The following is a 16,949-nucleotide window of genomic DNA, read 5'->3' on the forward strand; positions in this document are numbered from 1 at the left end:
TTTATAAATTTAAATTCTGAAAAATGAATTCATCTTCAAAATGTTCCTGAAAATAAGAAATCCAGCTTGATGTATTTCTCACCACTTCACCAATTACGATAATGGCTGGCGATGATATGTTTTTTTCAGCTACCAATTTAGTAATTGTACTAATAGTTCCAATCACTTTTTGCTCCGAATTTTTAGTTCCGTTTTGGATAATGGCAATTGGAAGATCATCATTTCTGTTTTCTTCATAAATCGAAATAATTTCATTCAATTTATGCATTCCCATCAAAATTACCACTGTTGCTGCCGATTTTGAAGCCAAATGAACATCTTTTGATAATTCATGAGCCGAAGTTGTTCCTGTGATTACCCAAAAACTCTCCGCTACTTTTCGCTGTGTCAAACTGATTCCGACTGAAGCAGGAACTCCCAAAGCTGATGAAATTCCAGGAACAATAGCAGTTTCAATTCCGAAATCTTCTGCAAATTCGATTTCTTCGCTTCCTCTTCCAAAAACAAACGGATCACCGCCTTTTAAACGAACCACATGTCCGTGTGTTTTTGCCATAGAAACAATCAAATCGTTAATCTGGTCTTGTGTATAAGCATGACAGCCTAATCGTTTTCCAACAAAAATAATTTCGGCTTGCGGTGCATATTCTAACAATTCTTCGTTTACCAAAGCATCATATAAAACTACATCGGCACTTTTTAAAGCTTTTATGGCTTTCATCGTAATCAGTTCAACATCGCCCGGGCCTGCGCCTACGATTGTTAACTTGGGTGTTTTTAAAATTTCCATACTGCTTTAAATTGAATTGATATTTAAATCATCTAATTCATCTGGCGAATTAACATTGGTCAAATGATAATTTTCGCTTTCTTCTATATTGATAATCTGATGCGGCACTTTTGCCAGCAGATCCATCATTCTCAATTCGTTGGAATCGATAGCACTTTTTATAATCGGAACAATTTCTTTAGAATAAATTCCAATTAACGGATGTGTTTTGCTTTCTGATGCAAAAACTGTAATTCCGGCCTCATTAGTATGTTTTGAAATTAATTCCTGCAATAATTCTGTTGAGATCAGCGGAATATCACAGCTTAAAATCAGATTGAATTCGGTTTCAGAATGCGATAATGCGGTGTAAACTCCACCCATTGGACCTTTTTCAGCAATTAAATCCGGTATTTTTTCATACGGCAGATAATTGTATTCTTCTGAAGACGTAATTAGTTTTATATGGTTCGTTATTGGCAAAATCGCCTGAATGATATGTTCGATGAACGGTTTTTCCTGAAACAAAACCAATCCTTTCTCTGATTGCATTCTGGAGCTTTTTCCTCCGCAAAGAATAAATACTGTTAGTGTTTTCATAGTTTTTTTGTTTCAGGTTTCAGGTTGCGATGAGTTTTTTTACCGCAAAGTGCGCTAAGTTTTTTTGCTCATTGCTACCTTTAAATTAAGTTCGCAAAGCTGGATCTACATAAAGCTTTGCGTACTTTACTATTTTTGATAAAATTAACTTAACCTAAAAACTTTGCGTTCTTTGCGGTTAAATTTTATTTCATTTTTAAGGAAAAATCAATTTAACACTTGCCATTAAAATCACTGTTCCTAAAACCATTTTTAAAGTTCTGTTTGAGAATTTTCCGCTTCCGTAAAATCCACCTAACATTCCTCCTACAACTGCTATTGGAACCAAATAAAAACTTTCCATCGGGATTGTATTTCCTCCTAAAAAGAATCCTAGCATTCCGGCAAATGAATTCACAAAAATGAAAAGACTCGAAATCGCCGCCGATTCTTTTACCGATGCCCATCCCAGAAATAATAAAATTGGACTCAGAATAATTCCGCCACCAATTCCAAGCATTCCTGATAATAATCCGATTGCAAAACCAATTGCCAATGCTAACGGAAGATTTATTTTTACTTCTTCTTTTTCTTTAAAATTAAAAACTCCAAACAACCTCAAGGCCGCGAAAACCAATACAATTCCGAGAATTATTTTATAAATCGTATTGTCCAAAGTGATAAATCCGCCAATAAAAGCAGCAGGAATTGATGCTATCGCAAACGGATAAAATAGTTTGGGCTTGAAATAATTATTTCGGTAATAAAATAAGAACGAAATACTTGAAACAAACAAATTCAACAGCAATGCCGATGGTTTCATAACCGAAATCGGAAAAGCAAAAATGCTCATCAATGCCAGATATCCCGAAGCGCCACCGTGCCCAACACTGGAATATAAAAATGCAATTACAATTAAGGCAAAACTGAATAATAGTATGTTTTCGGAACTTAGGAGATTCATTTTTTTGTTTTATTTTGTTTCAAGTTTCAGGTTTCAAGTTTTTACTTTGTGTCTAAACTTGAACTAAAAATTTATTTTCTTTATTCTATTCTCTTTTTTCTTTAATCTTAAAAAGCTAATCAATCGGCAAAATCGTAACTAATTCTCCCTTTTGTATCTTTTCGCAATTCTGCTCTACAATAACTAAACCATTGGCAATAGCGAAAGAATTTAACATTGAGGAAGCCTGACCGTCTAAAATGGTCACATTTGTTTCATCATATAATGCTTTTAGAAACAATGTTTTTCCTGTTGTATTCTTTACATCATCATTCAGTTTTCTAACAATTTTAGGAAGATGAGTATTTGAAAAACCCATCAAGTTTTTTACTGCCGGATAAACATAAATATAAAAATTGGTCAATGATGATGCAGGATTTCCCGGAAGTGCAAATACCAATGTATTTTTTTTAGATCCAAAGAACATGGGCTTGCCTGGTTTTTGATTTATTTTATAAAAATGTTCTTGTACCCCATTTTCCAGTAAAGCTTCTTTCACAAAATCATAATCGCCAACCGATATTCCGCCAGAAATCAATACAATGTCATTCTTTTTTAAGAGATCTTTTAAAGCATTTTTAGTTTCTTTTAAACTGTCTTTTACTCTAAAAACTTTTGCATTTTTTATACCTATCGTTTGTAAAGCGGCCTGAAGCATTATGGAATTACTTTCATAGATTTTCCCTTTTTTCAGTTTTTTCCCTGGCTCTACTAACTCATTTCCTGTTACTAAAATGGCAACTTTTGGCTTTTTATAAACTTGTATTTCAGTAATTCCTAAACAGGCTAAAAAACCAATTGCAGCAGGTGTAATTAATGTATTGGCATCAAAAACAACATCTTCTTCATTAATTTGTTCGCCTTTATTTCTAACATTTGCAAATGGCTCAGGCATTTTAGCAATCAAAATGGAGTCTTCATTTGCCATAACATCTTCCTGCATTACCACAGTATCAGCATTTTTAGGAACATGAGCACCTGTAAAAATACGGACAGCTTCGTTTTCTTTCAGTTCTACCTTTACATGATCTCCTGCCTGAGAAATTCCGACGATGTCAAATTGATGCCTTCCGGAATGAATAAACGCATATCCATCCATAGCAGATTGACGAAACGGCGGCATAGCGATGGGCGAATAAATTGTTTCTGCCAGAACGTAACCAAGTGCTTTATGAACTTGTATTTTTTGTTTCGGCATATTTGAGCTGTTCGCTGCAACAATTTCTAAGGCTTCTTTGACTTCAATCATTTTTATCTAGATATAAAACTAAGTAAAAATACTTATTTACAAATATAAGTATTTCTCCTTACGGTGAACATTTTTTTTGGCTTTATTTTAATTTCTATAAAATTACTCTAATTTATTCAAAATCAACTTTAAAATTCTTATCTGATTTTTATAAAATAATAGATGAATTACTTTTTGAGACGTTTTCTGTTCTCCTTTTAGGTAAAAGAAGGAATTTAAAACTGATTATCAGTCAGAAAACCAAGTATAAAATACTACATTTTCTACTTTCTTTTAAAAATTATTTTAACATATATTTCAATTCCGCATTGCTTTCTATCCCTTTTACAATAAGGCTTAAGCAAACCAAACCCAATCTACAACAAGCACATAGCTCTTTATTTTTCAAAAAAAAGTAAACAAACTTTTGGTTTTTATTATATAAAATTTAACTTTGTCTATAGGATTAGTAGAGTTTAAAATAATATTTCAAACTAAAAAATTATTATTGTGAAAACAACAGAAAGCATATTGCATTACATTCTTCCTAAAAGGTACACTTATAACACTTCTTGTTGTATGTGTTTCTGTTGTTAATAATCTACTTTTATTTTGTTTGCTAATTATCACATAAAAGCAAATTTCTTAAAAACACACCACCAAAAATATTTATTGCATTTACCCAAAAATCTCTCCGAGGCATTTTTATGCTTTGGCGGATTCTTGAAACCATACCTTTTTATTCAGAAATTAAATAACTAACAACTAAAGAAAACTAAAATGAAAACAATGCAATGCTGTTGCTGTAAATAAAAAAAGCCATTTCTGCGGCAACAGAAATGGCAAGGCTTAAAGAACATTTATCACTAAATCAAGAACACTTTTAGAGTGCTGTATAAACAGTGCTCAGGGCGTCTTGTTAATTACTTAAAACCATTACAAAGAAATGAAAAAAAAATTAAACATATACATACCGCTGTTTCTACTCTTGATAACGGCGGGAATACACGCCCAAAATACCACGCCGCTTATTCAATCTAAACTCGACGGAACTGTAGTCGATGCCATTACAAATCAGCCTGTTATAGGTGCTTCAGTTACCATCAAAGGAACAACTCACGGGGTTGTAACTGATGCTGAAGGAAAATTTTATTTTCAGACAGGACAGAAATTTCCTTACACTTTGATCGTAAGTTACATTGGATATAAAAAACTAGAAATAATTGTAGAGAAAAACCCCGTAATTATTAACCTTAAAGAAGAACGTCAGGAACTGGACGAGTTGGTAGTTGTAGGTTACGGAACGCAGAAAAGAAAGGATATTACCGGTTCTGTAGCATCGGTTCCAAAAGCTAATTTATCTCAGGTAACTTCATCAGCAGATAATCTTTTAAGAGGTGCAATTTCCGGGGTTGTAGTCACGCAAAGTTCGGGACGTCCAGGTGCTTCATCGAGTGTGCGTATTCGTGGAGGAAACTCTATCACTGCCGGTAACGAGCCTCTATATGTTGTTGATGGAATTTTAATTTACAATGATAACGCAAACAGTTCGGCTGGAGTTTCTTTTGCCGGCGCAAGCGTCAATGTATTATCCACAATAAATCCTGCTGATATTGAATCTATCGAAGTATTAAAAGATGCTTCGGCAACTGCAATTTATGGTTCCCGAGGTGCAAATGGTGTTGTCATTATTACTACTAAAAAAGGAACTAAAGGACAAGATAATATTTCGTACCAGGGCTATTTTGGGTTCCAAAACATTTCCAAAAAATTAAGAGTAATGAATGGCAGCGAATGGGCAAGCTTGCGAAATGATGTTCAGGCAAGTATTGGTCAGGCTCCTTCTTTTTCTCCAGAACAAATCGAGGCTTTAAAAACTTCAGGAAGTTACGACTGGCAGTCGGCTGCTTTTGTCACTGCTGCTCCAATACAAAGTCACAATTTATCTTTTTCCGGTGGTGACGAGAAATCCAGATATGCTATTTCTGCAGGTTATTTTGATCAGGACGGAATTGTCTTAGGAAGTGATTTTAAACGTATTTCTCTTCGCGCAAACTATGAAAGAAATTATTCTCAGAATTTTAAATTCGGAGTAAATGCAAATTACACCAACTCAATTTCTAATGGCGTAGGATCAAGTAGTAGCGGTGGAAGAAATCCGAATCCATTAGTTGGAGTTTTATTAAATGCTCCTGTAGTTCCTATTAAAAATGCAGACGGAAGTTACAATGTTACCAGTAACCCGTACACTACTTCTGTAAATGGCTATGTTTCCAATCCGATTAATGATTTGGAAAACACCACTAATGAAACGAAAATCAACAGAATCTTAACGAGTTTATTTGGTGAGTATAAAATCACTAAAAAACTAACTGCCAAAGTCGCTGTAAGTGGTGATGTTATCAACACAAAACAAAATTATTACGCACCGGCAAATACGTCAAACGGAGCTGGAACAAAAGGTCTAGCTTCTGTTGGAGACCGAGTAGTTAGTTCTGTTTTAAATGAAAACACGCTGAACTACAATACTAATTTTGGCGAAAACCATAAATTTTCTGCCTTAGGAGGTTATACACTTCAATATACAAAAGGAGAAGTAGTAAATGCCGGAGCGCAGACTTTTGTAAATGATGCTAACACTTATAATGCATTACAAGATGGAGTTGCCGTTAAACCTTATAGTGACGCTTACGAAAGTGTTCTAAAATCATGGCTGGCAAGGGTAAATTATTCTTATAAAGGAAAATACAACTTTACTTTATCAGGTCGTGCAGACGGATCTTCAAGATTTGGTTCCGAATCACTTTGGGGTTATTTTCCTTCTGCAGGATTTTCATGGAATATTACTGACGAAGAGTTTGCTAACAACATTAAAGGCGTAACCGAGGCAAAACTGAGAATTACAGCAGGTACAACAGGGAATCAGGAAATTGGAAATTATTTGTCTTTACCGGCGATGGGATCTGTAAACTATTCTTTTGGAGGAACATTATATACTGGTTTAGCTCCTACCCGACTGGCAAATCCGGATTTGAAATGGGAGAAAACGACTCAATATAACGTCGGATTGGATTTATCATTATTGGACAGAAAAATCAATTTTGTTTTTGATGTGTACTACAAAAAAACAAACGATTTATTAATTAGTGTTCCCGTTCCTTTGAGTTCCGGTTACGCAACTGTTCTCCAAAATATTGGTGGAGTTGAAAACAAAGGTCTTGAAATTGGCTTGACAACGGAAAACATTAAAACAGAAAACTTTGCGTGGAATTCTAATTTAGTTTTCTCTACTAATAAAAATAAAGTAACCGAAATCGGAAACGGTGTAAACGAATTTTTTCCGGTAGTTCCAAACGGTTCTTTATTGCAGCAACAACCTGTAATTGTAAAAGTTGGATTGCCCTTAGGAACTTTCTGGGGGTATAGAACAAACGGGATTTTCCAAACTCAGGAAGAAGTAAATACACAGCCTAAAATCAACAGTTTGGCGAATACAAAAGTAGGAGACAGAAAATATGTTGATACCAATGGAGACGGCGTTATCAATGCTTTGGACAAAGGAAATCTGGGAACTTCTCAGCCAAAATTTGTTGGAAGTTTCAGCAACACCATTTCATACAATGATTTTGATCTGAACTTTTCTTTTCAGGGTTCTTATGGCGGAAAAATCTTTAATGCATTAAATCAACAATTAGAAATTTCGACTCTTGGAACCAACGCGGCCTCTACTTTAAATGATCGCTGGACGCCAACAAATCCAAGCAATGAGATTCCAAGAGCATCAAGTTCTCCGCTTGGAATTGTTTCTGAAAGATATGTAGAAGATGCTTCTTTCTTAAGATTGAAACTCATCACTTTAGGCTATACTTTACCAAAAAGCGTTTCTAAAAAAATAGGAGCAAAAAGCGTAAAGTTCTACATCTCAGCAGAAAACTTAATCACATGGACCAAATACACTGGTTATGATCCAGAGGTAAGCTCTTACGAACAAAACAACTTATATCCGGGAATTGATTTTGGTTCTTATCCAAACTCTAAAACATTCATCTCGGGCCTGAACGTAACTTTCTAAGTAAAAAAATATAAAATGAAAAAAATCATTATAACATTCCTTTTAAGTGCCGGTTTATTGACATCTTGCACAGAACTGGAGGTAACACCAACCTCTTTTGTAACCGAAGACAATTACTTTATTACCCAGGATGATGCCGTTGCAAGTGTAACTGCTGTTTATGCTTCTCTTAGCCTTGATCCGGGAGAACAGAGTTTATTTGGTCGAAACCTTTATTTCTTAACCGATATGGGTTCCGATTATGCTGCTGCAGGAGTTTCTGCTACAAACCCACAAGTAAGAGCCATGAGTGCTTTAACACATGATGCTACTACAGATCGTGTTCAGGTAGCGTGGAGACAAATTTATGCCGGAATCAACAGAGCCAATGTTTCTATTGACAATATTCCAAAAGTAACGGGTAACGAAGTCATTAAAACAAGATTAATCAATGAAGCAAAGTTTATCAGAGCATTACTTTATTTTCAGGCAGTACGTCTTTGGGGAGGAGTTCCGATTGTTTTACATGAAGCAACTTCAATCAATTTAGGAAATTTAAAAACCAACAGAGCAACTGTAGAAGAAGTGTATACGCAAATCATCAAAGATTTAACTGATGCAGAAGCTTTACCGGCAACTTACACTGCTGCAGATGCAGGTCGTGCCACTTCGGGAGCAGCAAAATCAATTTTAGCAAAAGTGTATCTGACCAGAAAAGACTGGCCAAATGCAATTGCAAAATCAAGAGAAGTAATCAACGGAGGATACGGGTATGCTTTGTTTGAAGATTTTCAGGATATTTTCACTAAAACAAAAAAGAACGGAAAAGAACACATTTTCTCCGTTCAGTTTGAGCCAAATCAGGCAGGAAATGGTTCTAGCGGAAGTACTTTTCAGGCAACCTCATTTACCGGATTTACAGCAACAGAACCCGCTGATATTATCTCAGACGTTGCTTTGTTTTATGATATCTATGCTGCGGGAGATAAAAGAAGAGATGTCAGTTATGCTAAACAATTGCTTAATCCGACAACAGGAACATTATATACATTTCCGAAGCCAATCTTCAAAAAATATCTGGATTTAACGAATCTGGCGACACCTGCAAACGTATCAATCAACTTTCCGGTGATTCGTTATGCAGACATCTTATTGTCTTTAGCAGAAGCGATAAATGAACAAGGCGGACCAACGGCAGAATCGTACGAATTAATCAATCAAATTCGCAGAAGAGCTTTCGGAAAAGCCATTACGACTCCAGACGCAACAGTAGATTTAAGCGGATTAAATCAGGCAACATTTAGAGCCGCAATTCAGGAAGAACGTAAAAAAGAATTTGTTCAGGAAGGGCAAAGATGGTACGATTTAGTAAGATGGGGAACTTTAGTTACTGAAGTCAAAAAAGTAACCGCTAAAAACTCTGTTTCAGAACGAAATAACCTTTATCCGATTCCGCAGAGCGAAAGAAACATCAATCCGGAGGGGTTACCACAAAATCCTGGATATTAAAAGTTTTAAACACATAGAGACATAGATTTTTAATTATTAATAAAGAAAGTAAAAGAGCAAACTCGTTTCTCCACACATAGTTGCTATGTGAATTGAAATAAGTGAAACGCCTTTTATCGATTCTAAAAACTATGATTCTATGTGTTTAAAAAAGATTGAAGATTAGAAAACCTTATAACTAAAAAACTATAAAATCATGAAAAATTTAAAAAATAACCTTTTAATCAAAAGTCCTAAAAAGGGGCTTTTGATTACTGCAATACTGGTTACACAATTAGGATTTGCACAAGACACACAAGAATTTAAAGGCACAATCGGCAAGACTTTAGCAGATTCAAAAGAATACTGGCCAGAGCCTGTAACCGCTCCAAAAGGTGCTCCAAATGTGGTTTGGATTTTACTGGATGATGTTGGATTTGGAGCTTCAAGTGCTTTTGGAGGTTTAATCAATACGCCAACTTTTGATAATTTGGCAAATAATGGATTGCGTTATACGAACTTCCATACAACTGCTATTTGTGCACCGACCCGTGCCGCTTTATTAACGGGAAGAAATTCGGGAAGAGTTCACGTAAGCGGATTTTCGCATACGATCTTATCTGCTGGTTTTCCTGGATGGGACGGAAGAATTCCTTCTGACAAAGGAACCATCGCAGAAATTCTTCGTGCCAACGGATACAACACTTTTGCCGTTGGAAAATATGGAGTTACTCCAGACGAAGATGCAACAGATGCAGGTCCGTTTGACAGATGGCCAACAGGAAAAGGTTTCGATCATTTTTACGGATTCTTAGGTTCACAAACCGATCAGTACAATCCTGATTTAGTAGAAGATCAAGTTCATATTAAACCTGATGGAAGACATTTAAATGAATTAATCACAGATAAAGCCATCAGTTATATTCAGAAACAGCAGAAAGCGGCACCAGGAAAACCATTTTTCTTATACTATGCACCGGGAGCTGTTCATGCACCTCATCAGGTTGCCGAAAAATGGGTAGAGCCTTACAAAGGAAAATTTGACGAAGGTTGGGATGTTTACCGCGAAAAAGTTTTGGCTAACCAAAAGAAATTAGGAATATTTCCTCAAAATGCCGGACTGCCTGATCGTAATGCATTAATTACAGAATGGAAGAAACTGACTCCGGACCAAAAGAAAGTTTATGCAAGATTTATGGAAGTATATGCCGGATTCCTGACTTATACAGATTATGAAATTGGAAGAGTGGTGAATTATTTAAAAGAAAGTGGGCAGCTAGACAATACTTTAATTTTTGTTGCAATTGGAGATAACGGAGCAAGTAAAGAAGGAACTCTGCAAGGAACAATCAATCAGAGTTTATTCTCTCAAGGAAAAACAGATGAAGAAAACTTCCAAAGCAATTTGAATAACATCGGCGAAATCGGAACGGCAAAAGGTTTAAATACGAATTATCCTTTAGGATGGGCGCAGGCAACAAATGCTCCATTTAAAAACTGGAAACAGGATGCACATTCAGAAGGAGGAACTCGTAATCCGTTGATTGTTTTTTATCCAAATGGGATTAAAGATAAAGGCGGTATCAGAAATCAGTACAGTCATGTGACCGATTTACTTCCAACCACTTTAGCAATTACCGGAATTAAAGCACCGGAATATATCAAAGGAATTAATCAGGATATTATTCAAGGTTCGTCATTTCAGGCTTCTTTAGACAATCCGAAAGCAGAGTCATTGCATAAAGTGCAGTACTACTACATTTTTGGAAACAGAGCGATTTACAAAGACGGATGGAAAGCTTCTGCAGCACATTTACCAGATTCTTTCGCAGTGAAAAAATCTTTAGGAAGCAACGAAAAACCGGCACCAAGTAATTTCGACACCGATGTTTGGGAATTATATAACCTAAACGAAGATTTTAACGAACGTAATAATCTGGCTAAAAAATATCCTGAAAAACTGGCTGAACTTCAAAAATTATTTGACGAGCAAGCCAAAGAAAACAATGTTTATCCTTTGATTGACTGGCAGGATGTGTACAACAGAAGAATCCACAACACAGGAGCTGATAAAGGAAAAACAGTTTCAGATTTAATCAAACAGGCCACTAAACCCGGAGGCAGTTCAAATTAAAGATTTCACATAACCTGCAAGGTTTACAAAACCTTGTAGGTTTAAATTAAAAGCTTAAAAAACATACCTACAAGGTTTTGGAAACCTTGCAGGAGTACAAACTGAATAATTATGAAACGAGTAGATTATGAAATTATCGGAAAAAAGATTGTCGTGGGGATAATCTTGTTTTTAGTGCCGTTGGCCATTCTGGCTGGCGGATTAACCTTAATTAATCAATTTTTAAAATAAGAAATCATGGCAATAGTTCAAAAAGAAAAATTAGTAAGAGACTTAACGATAAGTTTTTTCATTTATGCATTGCCTGTTGTGGCAATTTACCTTTACTTTAAACTAACGGGTGGCACTGTAAGCGAATCACACTTAACATTACCTTCATTCTTAGAATTTGCGCAACCTGTTTTTGCTAATATCAGAACTTGGGGACTAACAGTATTTATGATTGTTTTAGGAATAATCGAATTTGCTGCAGGTTTATATGATGACGAATGGACAGGAGAAGAACGTAAAATTGATATTGTTTGTTTCTTAGCACCAAAATTAATCTTACCTCCAATCATTGCCTTTTTCAGTTTAAATGCTTTACCCTATTTATTGCCAAATGCTGCCAATGCTTTGGCATGGGTTCCGTTTTGGGGAGGCTTTTTCCTAATTGCAATTGCCGATGATTTAACGCAGTATTGGTATCACAGACTGCATCATCAGGTTCCGTTTTTATGGCGTTTCCATAGAACACACCACTCGGCTCCGTATATGGGAATGGCGATGGCTTCGAGACAAAACTTTATTTATACGGTTTTCTTTTCTCAAATTTATTTGACTGCTACTTTAACGTATTTAGGGTTAGGACTTCCTGCTTTATTCGTTTTGGTCATTAAAAGTATCATCACTTTAGGAGCTCACTCGAGCATTCCTTGGGACAAACCTTTCTACAAATACAAAGTGTTACATCCAGTTGCGTGGGTTTTAGAAAGACTGATTTCTACTCCAGCAACACATCACGCACACCACGCCGATACTAGCGGAGACGGTGTTGGACATTTTAAAGGAAACTTCGGAAACATGTTCTTTATTTGGGACGTCATTTTTGGAACAGGATTAATTACCCGTCAATATCCAAAATCATTCGGAACAAAATCATACAAACAAGAAGAATGGTACGCACAGTTTCTTTGGCCGATTTTTAAATCTAAAAAAGAAGGAAGTTCTCTTGCCGAAGGTGTATTATCACTTCCATCAAAACCTAAAGTAGTTGCTGAAGAAACTCCCGCACCAGTTTTAGAACAAGTATAATATTTCCGGATATGAAAAATCAAATCTTAAAAACCAGCTTAACAGCAATTGCCTTTTTATGGGCGATTGCTGTCTTTTCGCAGAATGAAAACCATAATTCATTATCTTTAGATTCCTTTTATTCTAAAATAAAAAGTCAAAAGAATCCACAGATTGTTGATGCGAGAACTTCGGAAGAATTTGCTCTAAATCATATTGAAGGCGCAGTAAATTTTAATCTTCAATCTGAAAATTACGATCAGTATATCGCTAAACTAGATAAATCTAAGCCTGTTTTTATTTATTCCATTGGAGCTGGCAGAAGCGTCGCTTTAGAAAAAGAATTATTAAAAAATGGTTTCTCAGAAGCCTACAGTCTAGAAGGCGGGATTGCCAATTGGATTGGAAACGGAAAACCTTTTTATTCTAATCTGAAAAGCAAATTGTCTTTAGCAGAATTCACTAAAATTATTGCTTCGAATAAAAACGTTTTGGTTGATATTGGTTCGAAATATTGCGGTCCCTGCAAAAAAGTAAAACCTATTTTGGAAACGATTCGGGCAGAATACGGTTCGAATTTAAAAATTGTAGAAATTGAACTGGAAGACAGTCCGCAGGTTATTGCTGATTTAAAAACCGTAAAAGTATTTCCAACTTTAATTCTATATGAAAACGGAAAAATTATTTTTAAGAAGGAAGGGATTAGTGATTTGAAAAATGAGGTTGATATTGCATTGGCTTTGAAGTAATCACAATCTTTTACACAGTTTCAACATAAAGTATGTCATCCTGAGGAACGAAGGATCACACATGTAATTCTACAAAGATTGGCGATTTTCTTTGCGGAGTTTCTGGTGTGATCCTTCGTTCCTCAGGATGACAAAATACTGGCAAAAGCAATACAAACTAACCAAAAACCAAACTATGGCAACCTATAAAAAAATAATCAAAATTGTTATCCCTATTTTAATAGTGCTTTTCATTCTGGCAGCTTTTCTTTTCTGGCCAATTAATACCGATGGTACTTTAGTCAAAGAAGATGAAAAACTGGCAGAAGGGAAAAAGGAATTTTTAGCCTCCAAACCAAAATCTGATTCGCTTTCAGGAAAGAAGACTAACATTATCATTCTGCTTGCTGATGATTTGGGCAAATATGATATTTCCCTTTACGGCGGAAAATCGACACCAACACCACAGATTGATTCTCTAGCAGCTTCAGGCGTTACTTTTACAGATGGTTATGCATCTGCTGCGATTTGCTCTCCTTCACGTGCCGGATTGATAACGGGAAGATATCAGGAGCGTTTTGGACACGAATATCAGCCTGGAGACCGTTATCCTAAAAACAATCTGGAATATTATGCTTTTAAATATTTATTAAATACCAATGATTGGAGATTAAATGATAAAATCGAATATCCAAATGATGCTTCTATTAAAACACAAGGGCTTCCGAAATCTGAAATTACTTTTGCTGATTTAGCCAAAAGGCAAGGTTACGCTACAGGAATTATAGGAAAATGGCATTTGGGGCACAACAAAGGTTTCTTTCCTTTAGACCGTGGTTTCGATTATCATTACGGATTTTATCAAGCCTTCTCCTTATATGTTCCGGAAGATGACAATCCGGATATTATCAATCATCATCATAAAGATTTTACCGACAAAATGATTTGGGGCAAAGGCCGTGTTGGAATCGGACAAATTCGCCGTGATACTACTGTTATTGACGAAAAAGAATATTTAACCGAAAAGTTTGCCGAAGAAGCCGAAGCCTTTATTGATAAAAACAAAAACAAACCGTTTTTGCTTTACATTCCGTTCAACGCACCACATACGCCGTTTCAGGTTCGTAAAAAATATTACGATCGTTTTCCGAATGTAAAAGACGAAAATAAACGTGTTTATTTTGCCATGATCAGCGCTTTGGATGATGCGATTGGAAGAATTCGTGAAAAAGTAAAAAAAGAGGGCCTTGAAGACAATACCTTAATCATTTTTGCCAGTGACAACGGTGGTGCCGACTATACTTTTGCCACCACAAATGCTCCGCTAAAAGGCGGTAAATTTTCACATTTTGAAGGTGGAATTAATGTTCCGTTTGCACTTTCGTGGAAGGGGAAAATCAAGCCACATACGGTTTATAAACAGCCCGTAAGCACTTTAGATTTTTTCACAACCATAGCCTCAGCAATTGGTTCAGATTTACCAAAAGACAGAGTTTATGATGGAGTAGATTTAGTCAAAACTGTCAATGAAAACAAGGTCGCGCACAAAGATTTATACTGGCGATCTGGTGATGCAAAAGCTATTCGAAGCGGGGACTGGAAATTGGTTATTAGCGGCAAAACACATGAAAAATGGTTGTATAATCTAGCTTCAGATAAATCGGAAACAACAGACCTCTCACAAAAAAATCCTGCAAAGGTAAAAGAATTACAAACTGCGCTGCAAAACTGGGAAAAAGGATTAATTAAACCGCTTTGGCCAAACTTGACCTATTATGAATTCAATTTTGGAAAACAGAAGTACTTTGTTGATTTGTAATATTTAAATAACGAATTTATCTCCTGCAAGGTTTCCAAAACCTTGTAGGTGTATTTTATTACTCAAATTAGTCATCAATACCTACAAGGTTTTGAAAACCTTGCAGGAAAGCAACATTATACAAGTTGCCTCCAGCTTTAGCTGGAGGTATAAAATTTCAACACACCGAAGGCTTTAGCCAAATTTATTATTCGGCTAAAGCCTTTCCTATATTCACAAAACTTCACCTCCAGCTAAAGCTGGAGGCAATTGAAAATAAAACTCTTTAAATAAAAAATGTCAACCTCAACAAAATTCACCATTCACGAAGACTGGACTGTCGTTATTCTCGGTTTTCTTATTATTGGAATTTCTCTTTTTATTTTTCTCCCGGAAGTTCTCGTTTTCAAATGGACAAATGGAACCGATTTAATTTCCAATGTATTCCAAATAAAAAATCTTCAACATATTGGTTTTCAATTTATTTATTTTCTTCTAATTGGAAGTATTGGAACTTTTTTAGTTGGAAAATCAGTCAAAAACTACATTCTTGGATTTCCAATAATTTATTTCTTAACTATAATCGCTTTAATTCTTGCTGGAAATACAGAAGTTAAAGCACTAAATCTAGAAGCTGTAATTTTTAGTTTAGTAATCGGATTATTAATTGGAAACTTCTTTAAACTTCCAAAATGGTTTCGTTCTGCTCTATCAACTGAACTTTTTGTCAAAATCGGATTGGTTTTGCTGGGAACAAGCGTTATTTTTTCAGATATTCTAAAGGCAGGTTCATTGGGCTTAATTCAGGCATTGGTGGTTGTTTTATCTGTCTGGTATTTTGCCTTTTGGCTTTGCCGAAAATTAAAAGTTGATGATGAATTAACCATGATGATTTCGAGTGCCGTTTCGATCTGCGGAGTTTCGGCAGCAATTGCAACTTCCGGAGCCATAAAAGGAGATTCTAAAAAACTGTCTTATGTGATTTCGATGGTTTTGGTTACTGCTATTCCCATGATGATTTTTATGCCAATTATAGCAAGTCATTTTAATTTTCCAGAAGAAGTAACCGGAGCCTGGCTCGGAGGTAGTATTGATACTTCCGGTGCAGTTGTGGCTTCCGGAACTTTGGTTGGTGAAACGGCTTTAAAAATAAGCACGATTGTCAAATTTTCTCAAAATGTTTTATTGGGTTTAGCCGCTTTTGCCATTTCTATTTATTGGACTTATACGCATAATAAATCGGCTGAAGTTCAGGAATCGAAACCGACACTGAGCGTAATTTGGGAACGTTTTCCAAAGTTTGTTATCGGGTTTATTGGAGCTTCTATTATTTTCTCCTTTTTCATTGCGCCTGAAAATCGCGAAACCGTAAAAGAAAGTTTAAAAAACCTGCAGGGACTTTGGTTCGCTTTGGCTTTTACCAGTATTGGTTTGGAAACTAATTTTAAAGATTTGCTTGAAAACAACAGTAGAAAACCTTTGATAGCATTTTTAACGGCACAATTGTTTAATATCATTATTACATTGATTATCGCTTTTTTACTTTTTAAACCTTAAAAAACGATTTTCTCTTAACTAAACCCGACAGGTTTTAAAAACCTTCGCGTTTTTCTTCTATTAATAAATTAGTTTTAAATTTTTCAGCTGCCTCCAGCTTTAACCAGAGTCTTACAATTTAATTCCTTTACTATTTACTTAAAAATGAACCGTTCCTACGGAACTCATTTGAATGGCATAAATTTATTTCAACGGATTAAAATCCGTTGCTACAATATTTTTCATTCCTACGGAATTAAATCGTAATCATACCTTCAAACATAATTAAAACAATTCAACCAGATATTAATTAGCAATATAAAAGAGCCATTAGGCTCAAACCATTTTGTAGAGCCGGATTTT

At 35.5% G+C, this 16,949-nt stretch carries 11 protein-coding genes; 7 read left to right on the forward strand and 4 right to left on the reverse strand.

The features are described 5' to 3' along the window. Nucleotide 1: 1 nt before the first annotated feature. The 4 genes from cobA to HYN56_RS22730 all read right to left on the reverse strand — a co-directional run bounded on the left by cobA (nt 2) and on the right by HYN56_RS22730 (nt 3,600). Nucleotides 2-790, reverse strand: coding sequence for a uroporphyrinogen-III C-methyltransferase (gene cobA, locus HYN56_RS22715; RefSeq protein ID WP_109194288.1), 789 nt, complete (start codon nt 788-790; stop codon nt 2-4). A 6-nt stretch (nt 791-796) separates the two neighbouring features. Next, the gene (locus HYN56_RS22720) at nt 797-1,369 is read right to left on the reverse strand and encodes a molybdenum cofactor guanylyltransferase (protein WP_109194289.1); all 573 of its coding nucleotides are present in this window, start codon (nt 1,367-1,369) and stop codon (nt 797-799) included. Nucleotides 1,370-1,565: 196 nt separating this feature from the next. Next, nucleotides 1,566-2,312, reverse strand: a complete 747-nt coding sequence (locus HYN56_RS22725) for a sulfite exporter TauE/SafE family protein (protein WP_109194290.1) — start codon at nt 2,310-2,312, stop codon at nt 1,566-1,568. A gap of 115 nt (nt 2,313-2,427) precedes the next feature. Continuing rightward, the gene (locus tag HYN56_RS22730) at nt 2,428-3,600 is read right to left on the reverse strand and encodes a molybdopterin molybdotransferase MoeA (RefSeq protein ID WP_109194291.1); all 1,173 of its coding nucleotides are present in this window, start codon (nt 3,598-3,600) and stop codon (nt 2,428-2,430) included. Nucleotides 3,601-4,525: 925 nt separating this feature from the next. On the opposite strand from HYN56_RS22730, the gene HYN56_RS22735 reads away from it, so the two are divergent. The 7 genes from HYN56_RS22735 (at nt 4,526) to HYN56_RS22765 (ending at nt 16,607) form a co-directional block, all read left to right on the forward strand. After that, complete coding sequence (locus HYN56_RS22735; protein ID WP_109194292.1) at nt 4,526-7,651, forward strand: SusC/RagA family TonB-linked outer membrane protein; 3,126 nt, start codon at nt 4,526-4,528, stop codon at nt 7,649-7,651. Nucleotides 7,652-7,666: 15 nt separating this feature from the next. Then, nucleotides 7,667-9,139, forward strand: coding sequence for a RagB/SusD family nutrient uptake outer membrane protein (locus tag HYN56_RS22740; protein ID WP_109194293.1), 1,473 nt, complete (start codon nt 7,667-7,669; stop codon nt 9,137-9,139). 196 nt (nt 9,140-9,335) lie between these two features. Then, nucleotides 9,336-11,252: an arylsulfatase gene (locus HYN56_RS22745; RefSeq protein WP_109194294.1), complete on the forward strand. Its 1,917-nt coding sequence runs from the start codon at nt 9,336-9,338 to the stop codon at nt 11,250-11,252. A 237-nt stretch (nt 11,253-11,489) separates the two neighbouring features. Then, the gene (locus HYN56_RS22750; protein WP_109194295.1) at nt 11,490-12,545 is read left to right on the forward strand and encodes a sterol desaturase family protein; all 1,056 of its coding nucleotides are present in this window, start codon (nt 11,490-11,492) and stop codon (nt 12,543-12,545) included. Nucleotides 12,546-12,556: 11 nt separating this feature from the next. Next, nucleotides 12,557-13,273, forward strand: a complete 717-nt coding sequence (locus tag HYN56_RS22755; RefSeq protein ID WP_109194296.1) for a thioredoxin domain-containing protein — start codon at nt 12,557-12,559, stop codon at nt 13,271-13,273. Between the two features lie 175 nt (nt 13,274-13,448). After that, nucleotides 13,449-15,071 (forward strand): sulfatase-like hydrolase/transferase, encoded by a 1,623-nt coding sequence (locus HYN56_RS22760; RefSeq protein WP_109194908.1) that lies wholly within the window; start codon nt 13,449-13,451, stop codon nt 15,069-15,071. 276 nt (nt 15,072-15,347) lie between these two features. After that, nucleotides 15,348-16,607 (forward strand): YeiH family protein, encoded by a 1,260-nt coding sequence (locus HYN56_RS22765; RefSeq protein WP_109194297.1) that lies wholly within the window; start codon nt 15,348-15,350, stop codon nt 16,605-16,607. Nucleotides 16,608-16,949: the final 342 nt, after the last annotated feature.

The sequence above is a fragment of the Flavobacterium crocinum genome, from assembly GCF_003122385.1.
GTDB classification, from domain to species: Bacteria; Bacteroidota; Bacteroidia; order Flavobacteriales; family Flavobacteriaceae; genus Flavobacterium; species Flavobacterium crocinum.